Genomic DNA, 10,160 nt, shown 5'->3' with positions numbered 1-10,160 from the left:
GGGTCTTCTCGCTATCGGTGATGTGACGCCGAAGTCTGGGTGCCATGCAACACTCCTTCCGCTTGCGCGTCTATAGTGTGTTGCTTTGACCGGCTGAAGTCGCAACCCAGAGCGGACATTGTCAAAGCATCTACCAAGGAGGGGCATGGATAGCGACAACAAATCAGGCTTTTCGAGAGTGTTTGTCGCTGGACTCATTGCTCCACTTGCGGCACCACTATTCACGTTCATTGCTGCGTCGCTGTACTGGAATCTGAGTGGCGACGCGGCTGAGTTGGCGCGCTGGATTCGGTTAAGCGATCTGTGGCCGATGCATCTGTTCGTGCTTGGCATTGCCGTGGTGGGGACATGGTGCCTGGGCTGTCCGATCTTTCTGTCCAGACGCAGGCGAAACAGGGTTACCGGCTTAGGAATGTGTGCCCTTGGTGGTGTGGTATCTGCGTCAGTTTTCTCTTTGCCGCTGTTCCTTTTGCCCGGAGGAGGCCTCCTGGGAACGCTGGCCGCCTTGGTGTTCTGCATGTTGCTCGGCATCGCCGTGGGAGGCGTGTTCTCCTTCCTTGCGGGGATTCCTTGGGACACTCCTTACTCGAGATTTCTACAGCGAGACCGGTAGATCCTTGAGTAGGGTATAGGTTCATACTATGTCCGCCTCCGACTGCGGGCTCAATCGGTCAACGCAACACCCCAATACCGGGCCGGCGGAACGCCAGCTACCACAAGCCCTGGAACCCAATCACGCTGCCCGGCGGCCACAACGCTGGAAGTGCCTTGATTCCAGGAAAAGCCAACGTAATGGACGAACAAGATCGTTTGGCGGGCAGATAAAGAAGGCTAGACCTTTGAAATACCGATGAATTGCGATTTGATCAAAGTGTAGCGTTGACCGGTTGAAACGGCAACCCAAAGCGGACATTACCGCCCGCGGTGAACTGACGTCCTCAGGGGAGAGGTTAATGGTTAAAAAGGAGGCGCGACTGCGTCCGTTGCCCTATCGGGTTGTTCGACGCGTGCTGCCATTGCTCGCGCTCGCTCTCGTCGCATGCCACGGTCAAGAGGAAAAAGTCGAGGTGCGACTCGCGGATGCGCAGCGTGCGACTGCGGCCGCCATGTCCCACGTTGAGGATCGAACTTCGTCATTTGGTTATCAGGCACAAATGAATGGCGTCGGCGAGAACGGGCCGGTGGTCAACGTGATAGATGTGATTCCGTCCTATCGATTGGACGCCTTCGGCGGTCAATTGATGGGCGACGATCGCGGCGAATTTGGTGGCGAGTTGATGTTCCGCGACCAGCAAGGTTCTACTCATTTACTCATGAAGAGAAACGTGCATGGCATCTTCCAGATGCCATTTGGCGTGGTCGTTTTCACGGGCCTGTCGCATATGCGGAGCAACGTGGGTGGAACTTACCTTGTCACCGCTCCTCCCGGATCCACTCCAGCGGTGAAGCCGTTTCGGCCGCTCCAAGGAGCGCCTGACGAAGTGCTCCGCACGTTGTCGGGAGACCTCGTGTTCAAGGTGTTCAATGGGCGCTTTGAAAGGAATGAGGCTAGAGAGTTGATTGAGGCAAAGGACTGCTACTTGATGACGAAGAGCGGGGAGATCAAGAAGCTATCGTGCACTTCCATTGCCGTCGTCAAATGATGAACTGCAAGCACGGCACCGCGGTGGAGAGGGGCATTCCCATAAGGCTTCATCGGCTTGCCGTTGCTCAGGGAGGTTGCCATGCAGTGAGTGTTCGCTATCGATCCATATGCGTTGCAGGTTATGCATGAGATTGTTTAGGTCCGCTCCCGACCCGAAGCGGACCTAGCCAAAAGTGAGAAGGGAATGAAGAAATTCACGCTGTCAGTTTTGGTTGTGCTGAACCTGGTTGCCCTGTTTGCCGGTGGTAGCCGCTTTCTGGTGACTTTTGCTGACGTGCCGGCTCAGGGTGTTCCGGCGGCATGTTCCCATTCGTATCATCAGGGTATGGCGGACATGCAGAACTATTTGCTTCCGTGCCTGCCCTGGCTCGCGGGGGCCATGGTTATAAATTTTGGCGTAGCGATTGTTCTATTGGTCAAGGCCGGTAAGCCTGGATCGCGATAATGCCCAATGTCCGCTGCCGACCCAAAACAAAAACCGGGGTCAGAGTGCACTTTCAAAATGTCTGCTTTCGACTGTGGTCTCAATGGGCCAGTGCAACACTTTGGCGTTGTTTCGGCGGAGGACGGGTTTTGGCGCTACTTCGAAATCAAATCATTGGGCTACGAAAGGAAGGCCGGAAGTGCCGTAATTTCGGCGGCCAGCCTGGCTTAGTGGTGTAGCAGGATCGATCCCCGGTTTGCCGGGCAATGCATCGATCGCAGAGGCGCCGCCTCATCGGTTTCGTCGGGGTGCTGCTTTGATCGGTGGGACGGTGGCACTTGGGTTGTCGCGTGTGTGCGCACGGGTCCGCCGGACGCACAAACCACGACTTGCACTGTCGCGGCGCAGTAGTTTGTCCGAGTCAAGTCAAGGGAGTGATCCTCGGCTTTTCGCGGTATTGAGGTCCAAGGAGTCCTTATGAGTTCCATGCAGGTATTCGCGCGATCTGTTGTTAATTTGGTGGTATCCGCTGCCTTGCTTCTGATCTCGCTGCTAACACTGAGCGCTATCATGAATGGTGACCCTCACGCCCACTGGTCAGCCCATGATGCGATGCCATTCAGCGTGTTTGTCGGACTTACTCTTATTGCTGCCTACTTGTCCTGGGCGTTTTGGAAGAATAGGACGGTACGCTCCAACTTAGTTGCCTTCACTATTAGTGGGCTTGCGGTTCTAGCGTTTATTGCATCCTTTTTGATTTCATTTATTGAAAGGTGACTTAAACAATATGACCTCGGTCGGCGTGCGGCCGAGGTCATATTTGTTTATGCATCGATCCAGGCGTCGGCGCCTCACCGTTCGCTGTACGAGAGCTTCTATCGCACGCCTCTTTCAATGACGATGCCCGGCATGGTGCGGCGCGGATGATGGGTTGGTGATTCACTGCTGGCGCTTCCTTTCGTCCTTCGACAAATGCTGGCAGCGTAATGATGCGTTCGCTCGGCAATCGGGCGCGCAGGTAGTCCACTGCGGCACGGGCATCGAATCAAAACCGGGTCAATCAAAACCGGGTCAGGGTGCACTTCCCAAATGTCCGCAATCGCGCAGCGCCAACGCGCCCCTGTCCTGGTGTGAGCGCAGGGGTTGAATGGCTTTGCTTGATTGAGCGTCGAACGGGGCGCTGGTCAGGTGTTTTTCCAGGAAGGCACCCACGCGTGCACGATAGTTGGATGGGTCGAAGCGGTACAGGTCCACGTGTTGGGCGCCATTGATCACCCATAGCTCTTTGGGTGGCGCGGCGTGTCGATACATGGCCAGGGATTCGCTCAAGGGTGTGTGTTGGTCTGCGCTGCCCACCACGAGCAGCTTGGGCGCGGTGATGCCCGCGATGTGGTCCATGGGGCGAAGCCTTGCGGGCTCGATGCCGGTTCGCCACGCCATGGACGTCAGCAGCAGCGGCGTCAGCCATGTCGCGCCACCCAGGTGCAGTTGAAGGCGGTCCTGCACGGCGAGGTCGATATTTGGATAAACCTGCTCAAGCACCAGCGCCTGGACCGGGAGGGGCGGCTCAGCGAGAAGGCTGGCTGCCCCGCCCATCGATGTGCCGATGACGCCGATGCGTTCGCGCGGCAATCGGGCGCGCAGGTAGTCCACTGCGGCGCGGGCATCGAATGACTCCAAATCACCGAGCGTGATCTGATCGCCTTCGCTCTCGCCGGAGGCTCGAAAGTCGATCAGCAACACTGCGTAACCAAGGCTGTGCAACCAGCGCGCGCGAGGCAGCATCGCCAGGCGGTTGCTTCGTACGCCATGCAAAAGCACGACGGCGCCGCGCCCCGGCGTGCCCGCCAGAAACCACCCTTTCAGAGATACGTGAGCGGCGCTGGAGAGCGTGACATCTTCCAGTACCAGGTCATTGGGCGGTGGAACGACGGCGCGCCTGGGGCGGAGCAGTAAGCCTTCCATGGTCCACGCCGCGACGCCGACGAGGGCGAGCGCGATCAGTGCGCACCAAAGAGTTTGTGGCCAGCGATGTGCGCTCATGACTCTCCCTCGTCGTTTGATCCGTGTCTGGATCGCGAGAGCTTGGGCGCGGGTGATCGGCTTTTTGGGGCGAATGGCGGCCGGGCAGATGATGGATCAAGGCGGTGCGCGCCGTGTCGCGCGCACCGCCTTGTTGGTCTCAGGACGCCTTGGGCAACAGCGTCAGCGTGTGCTGTTCGGGCCCGGGCAGCAGGGGAGTGGGGCGGCCGTTGACCCAGTCTTCCTGGCCGGCACCGTGGTAGGGCGACAGCGGGTGGTCGCTCTGGCCGCCGGGCATGTGCAGGATGCTTTGCGCTTCGTGGCCGGGCATGACGTCCAGGCGTTCGGAGGCGCCAAAGCCGGGTGATACCACGCGTGGCATGTTGTGGTCGCCTGCCACGGGTTCGTCGGGCATGTTGAGCCATTTGCCGATGAATGATGGTAGCGCACGGGCGAGCGGGCTCTGGATATCGGTACGGTTGTATTCGCCCCAGTTGCGCGCGGCGAGGCCACCGGGTTGCTTGCTCAAATCGTCCACGACTTCATGCGCGGCGTTGGTGAGCAGTGCGTTCCAATTGTCGTATTTGGGGTCGAGCAGATTCATGGGGCGATCGCGCAGCATGGCCCACACGGCGCCTTCGGCATCGACAAGGCCAGGCCACTTGAAGTCGGCATGCTTGGCTTGCACTTGCGCCACGAAGGGGGCGAGCACCGCTTGCTTCACCTTGTCGCGGAATTCGCGCACCAGACGGTAGTCCACGCTCTCCGGCGCGGCACGCCCGCTCCAGTTGGCGGTCAGTTGGCGCAACTGTTCCAGTTCGGGGTCGCTGGTGCCGGCCAGCGTGTCTTGCAGCAAGCGCTGCCAGCGGGTGAGCAGTACGGCGCGATTGTCCAGCTGCACATCGAGCAGGTTGCCGGGGGCGAAGCTGCTGCGCGCACGCAGGTCATCGCGAATCTGTTGCGCGCGGGCGCCCAGGTCGTGGCCGCCGTTGCCGAGCAGGTCCAGGTCGGCACCATCCACGGTGCGGTTGTTGGCGGTCCACAGGCGGCCGTCTTCGGGGTCTTCTACGCGCGGGCGTTGCTCTGGGGTGGCCCAGCCCACCCAGCCGGTGTCGGGTTTGGACCAATCGGCCGGCAATTGCGGGTCGAAGCCCTTGCGCAGGGGGATGCTGTTGCCTGTGACGGTCCAGCCGATGTGGCCGGCGCTGTCTACGGCCAGCAGGTTCTGCGGCGGCATGCCCATGTCGGGCGCAAGGTCCAGTGCGTGGTGCGCACTGTCGGCGTGTTCAAGCTGCATCACGCCCAGGTTGTAGCCGCGCGGGCGGTTGCCGATCCACGCCAGCGCCAGGTCGGTGCCGTCGGTGTCCTTGGCCATCACGGGGCCCCAGCGGGTGCTTTCCACTTTCAGCGTGTGGCTGGGGGCGTCCTTGATGCGAATCTCTTCGTTGTGCGTTTCGATCTGGGCCCAGCCTTCGGGCACCTTGTAGCGCGATGCATCGTTGGGGTCGCGCTGCACGCGCACCCAGTCAAGCCAGTCGCCGTAGCTGTTGGTGAAGCCCCAGGCCACCTGGCCGTTGGAGCCGACCACGAGTGCGGGTGTGCCGGGCAGGGTGACGCCGTTGGCGTCGCGCTGGCCGTTGGGCGCACTCGCGTCGGGGTAGCGCAGGCGGGCGCGGAACCAGATGTTGGGCACACGCAACGTCAGGTGCATGTCGTTAGCGAGGATGGCGGCGCCGCTTTCGGTGAGGCTGCCCGCCACGGCGAAGTTGTTGCTGCCGGGGCGGGCAGCGTCCAGCGCCGGCAGCAGGGCGGCGGTGACGGCGCTGTTGTCGGCGTGGGTGGTGGGTTGCGCCTGGCGCAGGTTGAATACATCTGCCGTGGGCACGACGGGCGGGCGCGAGAGGTCGCCCTTGAGGGGCGCCTCCCAATCCGGGTCGGGCGACAGCAGGAAATCCGCCACGGCGCCCGGCAGCACGGAGCGCAGTTCGGCGAGATGCAGCTCGCGTTCATTGCGGCCATCGCCGTTGAGGTCCAGGTACATCGCGGCGATCACCAGGAAGGTATCTTCCGGGCGCCAGGCCTGCGGCTTGGCATTCAGCAGCAGGTATTCCCAGGGCTTGACGTGCAGGTCGTTGAGGCCGGCGTTAACGCCCGCCGCGTACAGATCCAGCGTGTGCTTCTGCTCGGGCGAGAGCGCGGCATAGGCGGCCTCGGCGACGCTGCGCAGGCGCTGGCGGCGATGGTTGAGGTCGGTATCGAGCGCCTTGGCGCCGACCAGCTCGGATAGCTCGCCGGCCGGCAGGCGGCGCATGAGATCCATCGCGAAGAAGCGCTCCTGCGCGTGCACGTAGCCGAGCGCGTAGCTGATGTCATCGCGGCTCTTGCCTTCCAGTGTCACGGTGCCAAGCGCGTCGCGCGTCACGGATACCGGGTTCTTTAGATCGGCCGCGCGCACTTCGCCGTCCAGGCGGGCGCGGCTGCCAGCCAGCAGGAACCAGCCCGTGGCGAACAGGCCCAGCACGAGCACGAGCAAGGTGCCCAGGAGGTAGCGAAGCCAGCGGAAACGTCGTGGTGAAGTCATGGCGCGTGCTGCTCGATCCGTGGTTGGTCAGTAAGAGGGACCAAGGCCGGCGTATTGGCCGGACTTAGAGCGTGGGCTGGGTAAACACCGCGAAAATGCCGGCATAGGGCTTGACCATGAACGTGGGCGCGCCGGCGTAGCCTTCGCCATCCACGTAGAACTGCGAAATGGTGCCGTCCAGGTAGAGCGCGTCGCGACAGCCGAGTTCTTCCTTGAACAAACGCGCAAACGTGTGAAAGTTCACCGGCGCCTCGCTTACCGCGAACACCACCTGGTGCGGCGTTTTGGCGCAAACGCCGCTACGCCATTTGAGGCTGTTGGAGTCGTCGATGAACTGGTCGTTGAGTTTGCCGTCGATCACCAGCATGGGGCCCGACTGGGTGGCCCATTGCGCCGCCTTGCCCGCGGCTTTGAAAGCAGCGCTGGTCTGCACGGCGGCGTGCCCATCGGGGTAGATGGCGAATACGCCGTTGGGCAGCAGCGAAAAATTGCCGGAGGCTGGATTGCCATGGGCGAGGTTGAGCGGCACCACCGTCTTGCCGTTTTCCACGTGCAGGCCCAGCGGCGCGTACTGGCGATCGTAGATGCCTGCATTGGCGGCGAACAGCATGCGCCGGTTGTGGGTCATGCCCCATTGGCGCAGCGCGTTGATGGTGCCGAAGGGTTGGCCGCTTTCTGGGTCTTTCCAATGCAGGCTGAGCGACTCGCGCTTGAGGTCGATGCTCACCACGCGGAAATTCTGGCCTTCGAACACGCGCTCGCTGCCGTCCACCGCCTTGGCTTGGCGCGAACAGCCGGTGACACCGCCCAGTAACAGGAGCGGCGCGAGGAGGAGCCAGAACAGTTGGCCGGGCGGCAAACGGGTAGCCATACCCAGATGGTCGCCGGCCCGGTGCGATGGGCGCAAGCCCACAAAGCTCATGTTTTACACTTGGGTTTTCCCCGGTGCCGCCGATCATGCCCTACACCCCTATCGTCGCCACGCTTGGCTATGTGCTTTCGCCCGATCGCCAGCGCGTGCTGATGATCCATCGCAATGCCCGCTTGGACGACCTGCACCTGGGCAAGTACAACGGCCTGGGCGGCAAGATGGAGCCGGGCGAGGACATCGCTGCCTGCATGCGACGGGAGATCCTGGAAGAGGCGGGCATTACCTGCGAGTCCATGGCGTTGCGCGGTACGCTCAATTGGCCGGGTTTTGGCAAACATGGCGAGGACTGGCTCGGCTTTATCTTTGTGATCGAGCGCTACAGCGGCACGCCGCTTACCGCCAACCCCGAGGGCACGCTGGAGTGGGTGTCCCGAGATCGGCTAATGGAGCTGCCCATGTGGGAGGGGGACCGCCACTTTCTGCCGCTGGTGTTCGACGATGACCCGCGCCCGTTCCACGGCGTGATGCCGTACAAGGACGGGCGCATGCAGTCCTGGGCGTACTCGCGCCTGTGAGCGCGCCACGGCTGATCCGTATTGTGGCGGCGGTGATCCGCGATACGCAGGGGCGCGTGTTGATGGTGCGCAAGCGCGGTGCTCAGGTTTGGCAGCAGCCCGGCGGAAAGCGCGATGCGGAAGATAGTGATGATCTGCATACGCTCGCGCGCGAGTTGCACGAGGAACTGGGTTGCCACATGCGGCGCGAAGGCGCGCGCTGGCTGGGGCGCTTTCGCGCACCGGCAGCGAACGAGCCGGGCTGCGAGGTGGAGGCCGAGGTTTACGAGGTTATGGCCGATGGCCCGTTCGAGCCGCTGGCGGAGATTGAATCGGTGCGCTGGATCGACCCTCACGCCTCGGAGGATCTACCGATCGCGCGCTTAAGCCAGGAGCAGATTCTGCCCCGCCTGCGTTGATCCCCTGCGCGTTGTCGCGCGGTGGCGGGGCGGATCACCCGGCACCTTGCTTTGCGCGTCACTCCCCCGAGAAGAAGGGCGGAAACGGCTTCGGCGCAAAGGCTCGGCATCCCCGCGTTCGCGCGGATGCCGAGCCTGTTCAAGCCATCGTTAGCCGTATCGACGAATGGCGATGACGGCGTTCAAGCCGCCGAAGGCAAACGAGTTGCTGATGGCGGCGTTTACCTTCATCTCGCGCGCCTCGTTCGGGGCGTAATCGAGATCGCAGGCGGGATCGGGGCCGAGGTAGTTCAGCGTGGGCGGCACGATGCCATCGTGGATGGCGCCAATGGCCGCCACCAGCTCCAGCGCACCGCCGGCGCCCAGGGCGTGGCCATGCATGGGTTTGGTGGAGGTCACCACCAGCTCGCGCGCATGCGCGCCGAACACGCGGTGGATGGCGCGCGTTTCCGTGCTGTCGTTAGCCACCGTGCCGGTACCGTGGGCGTTGATGTAGTCCACTTCGCCCGGGGCCATGCCGCTATCGCGCAGGGCGGCGTTCATGGCCGCGGCAGCGCCGATGTCCGACGGCGCGGCGATGTCGCCTGCATCCGCGCTCATGCCGGTGCCAGCCAGTTCGCAGAGGATTTCCGCGCCGCGCTTCTGCGCCGACTCCAGCGTCTCGATCACGTACATGGCGGCGCCTTCACCCAGCACCAGTCCACGACGGCCCTGGCTGAAGGGGCGGCAGGTGTCCGGTGCCAGCACGCGCATGGCCTCCCAGGCGCGCAGTGTGCCCAAGGTAATGCAGGCTTCGGTGCCACCGACCACCGCGGCATCCACCAGACCCGAGCGGATCATCATGGCGGCCTGGGCAAAGGCGTGATTGGAAGAGGCACAAGCGCTGGCCACCACGAAGGAGGGGCCCGTGATGCCGTGCACCATGCTCACCTGGCTGGCCGGCGCGTTCATCATCATGCGCACGATGCCCAGCGGGTGGAACCGGCCCTGATGCTCGCCGTAGAGGCGCTCGTACAGGTCATCGCGGGTGGTCTCGCCGCCCGCGCCCGTGCCGATGACCACGGCGGTACGTGAGCTGGCTTCACCCTCGAACGAAATGCCCGATTGGGTGATGGCTTCGCGCGCGGCGATCAGCGCGTATTCGCTGAAGGGGTCCAGCAGGGTGCGGCGCGCGTCGTCGAAGAAGTTGGCAGGGTCGTAATCGGTCACTTCCGCCGCGATACCGCCGTTGCGCAGTTGGCCGGGCAGAATGTGGTGGATGGGGCCGATGCCGGAGCGCCCCTCGGTCATGGCTTTCCATACCGAGGGTGCGTCGTGGCCGAGCGCGCAGATCGCGCCCATGCCGGTGATCACGATGCGGCGCATGGAGTTACTCGGCCGGCTTCTGGGCGAGCTGACGCTCGATGGCTTGCACCAACTGGCCGACCGTGCCGTTCTCCAGGTCGGTATCCTCGTTGGGCAGGTTGATGTTGAAGTGCTCCTCGATGTCGAAGATCACCTCGATGGCATCCAGCGAGGCGATGCCGAGATCTTTCAGGGTCGACTCCGGCTTGATCGTGTCCAGCTCGATCTTGGCCTGTTTGGCGATGATGTCGAAGGTTTCCTGCTGCACTGTGCTCATGTCTGAGTTCCTGGATTCCATGG

At 62.7% G+C, this 10,160-nt stretch carries 11 protein-coding genes; 6 read left to right on the top strand and 5 right to left on the bottom strand.

The annotated features are described in order from the left end of the window. Positions 1-145: 145 nt before the first annotated feature. The 4 genes from AC3G2C_RS13770 to AC3G2C_RS13755 all read left to right on the top strand — a co-directional run bounded on the left by AC3G2C_RS13770 (position 146) and on the right by AC3G2C_RS13755 (position 2,846). On the top strand, positions 146-613 hold the full coding sequence (locus tag AC3G2C_RS13770; RefSeq protein ID WP_488385188.1) for a hypothetical protein: 468 nt from the start codon (positions 146-148) through the stop codon (positions 611-613). 340 nt (positions 614-953) lie between these two features. Continuing rightward, positions 954-1,643, top strand: coding sequence for a hypothetical protein (locus tag AC3G2C_RS13765; RefSeq protein ID WP_488385187.1), 690 nt, complete (start codon positions 954-956; stop codon positions 1,641-1,643). A gap of 186 nt (positions 1,644-1,829) precedes the next feature. Further along, positions 1,830-2,090, top strand: coding sequence for a hypothetical protein (locus AC3G2C_RS13760; RefSeq protein ID WP_488385186.1), 261 nt, complete (start codon positions 1,830-1,832; stop codon positions 2,088-2,090). A 456-nt stretch (positions 2,091-2,546) separates the two neighbouring features. Next, positions 2,547-2,846 (top strand): hypothetical protein, encoded by a 300-nt coding sequence (locus tag AC3G2C_RS13755; protein ID WP_488385185.1) that lies wholly within the window; start codon positions 2,547-2,549, stop codon positions 2,844-2,846. Positions 2,847-3,140: 294 nt separating this feature from the next. Here the strand turns inward: AC3G2C_RS13755 and AC3G2C_RS13750 are convergent, their stop codons facing one another. The 3 genes from AC3G2C_RS13750 to AC3G2C_RS13740 all read right to left on the bottom strand — a co-directional run bounded on the left by AC3G2C_RS13750 (position 3,141) and on the right by AC3G2C_RS13740 (position 7,543). After that, entirely contained in the window at positions 3,141-4,112 is a 972-nt protein-coding gene (locus tag AC3G2C_RS13750) for an alpha/beta hydrolase (RefSeq protein WP_488385184.1), read from the bottom strand. Between the two features lie 139 nt (positions 4,113-4,251). After that, a complete protein-coding gene (locus AC3G2C_RS13745; protein ID WP_488385183.1) occupies positions 4,252-6,672 on the bottom strand; it encodes a penicillin acylase family protein in 2,421 nt (806 codons plus the stop codon). Between the two features lie 64 nt (positions 6,673-6,736). Next, positions 6,737-7,543, bottom strand: coding sequence for a phosphodiester glycosidase family protein (locus AC3G2C_RS13740; RefSeq protein WP_488385182.1), 807 nt, complete (start codon positions 7,541-7,543; stop codon positions 6,737-6,739). Between the two features lie 86 nt (positions 7,544-7,629). On the opposite strand from AC3G2C_RS13740, the gene AC3G2C_RS13735 reads away from it, so the two are divergent. Together AC3G2C_RS13735 and AC3G2C_RS13730 are read left to right on the top strand one after the other, a co-directional pair. After that, positions 7,630-8,118 (top strand): NUDIX hydrolase, encoded by a 489-nt coding sequence (locus tag AC3G2C_RS13735; RefSeq protein ID WP_488385181.1) that lies wholly within the window; start codon positions 7,630-7,632, stop codon positions 8,116-8,118. Next, entirely contained in the window at positions 8,115-8,516 is a 402-nt protein-coding gene (locus AC3G2C_RS13730) for an NUDIX hydrolase (protein ID WP_488385180.1), read from the top strand. Before AC3G2C_RS13735 ends, AC3G2C_RS13730 begins: the two co-directional genes overlap by 4 nt. 150 nt (positions 8,517-8,666) lie before the next feature. Here the strand turns inward: AC3G2C_RS13730 and AC3G2C_RS13725 are convergent, their stop codons facing one another. Together AC3G2C_RS13725 and AC3G2C_RS13720 are read right to left on the bottom strand one after the other, a co-directional pair. Further along, a complete protein-coding gene (locus AC3G2C_RS13725) occupies positions 8,667-9,881 on the bottom strand; it encodes a beta-ketoacyl-[acyl-carrier-protein] synthase family protein (RefSeq protein ID WP_488385179.1) in 1,215 nt (404 codons plus the stop codon). Positions 9,882-9,885: 4 nt separating this feature from the next. After that, positions 9,886-10,137, bottom strand: coding sequence for an acyl carrier protein (locus AC3G2C_RS13720; protein ID WP_488385178.1), 252 nt, complete (start codon positions 10,135-10,137; stop codon positions 9,886-9,888). Between the last annotated feature and the right edge of the window lie 23 nt (positions 10,138-10,160).

This window comes from Frateuria sp. sgz306004 (assembly GCF_057750885.1).
The sequence above is the reverse complement of the archived record's forward strand: the minus strand, read 5'-3'. Positions and strand labels throughout refer to the sequence as shown.

Bases quoted from the DNA above. Each gene is read 5' to 3' on its own strand.
- AC3G2C_RS13770 (WP_488385188.1), top strand. From the start codon at position 146: ATGGATAGCGACAACAAATCAGGCTTTTCGAGAGTGTTTGTCGCTGGA.
- AC3G2C_RS13765 (WP_488385187.1), top strand. From the start codon at position 954: ATGGTTAAAAAGGAGGCGCGACTGCGTCCGTTGCCCTATCGGGTTGTT.
- AC3G2C_RS13760 (WP_488385186.1), top strand. From the start codon at position 1,830: ATGAAGAAATTCACGCTGTCAGTTTTGGTTGTGCTGAACCTGGTTGCC.
- AC3G2C_RS13755 (WP_488385185.1), top strand. From the start codon at position 2,547: ATGAGTTCCATGCAGGTATTCGCGCGATCTGTTGTTAATTTGGTGGTA.
- AC3G2C_RS13750 (WP_488385184.1), bottom strand. From the start codon at position 4,112: ATGAGCGCACATCGCTGGCCACAAACTCTTTGGTGCGCACTGATCGCG.
- AC3G2C_RS13745 (WP_488385183.1), bottom strand. From the start codon at position 6,672: ATGACTTCACCACGACGTTTCCGCTGGCTTCGCTACCTCCTGGGCACC.
- AC3G2C_RS13740 (WP_488385182.1), bottom strand. From the start codon at position 7,543: ATGGCTACCCGTTTGCCGCCCGGCCAACTGTTCTGGCTCCTCCTCGCG.
- AC3G2C_RS13735 (WP_488385181.1), top strand. From the start codon at position 7,630: ATGCCCTACACCCCTATCGTCGCCACGCTTGGCTATGTGCTTTCGCCC.
- AC3G2C_RS13725 (WP_488385179.1), bottom strand. From the start codon at position 9,881: ATGCGCCGCATCGTGATCACCGGCATGGGCGCGATCTGCGCGCTCGGC.
- AC3G2C_RS13720 (WP_488385178.1), bottom strand. From the start codon at position 10,137: ATGAGCACAGTGCAGCAGGAAACCTTCGACATCATCGCCAAACAGGCC.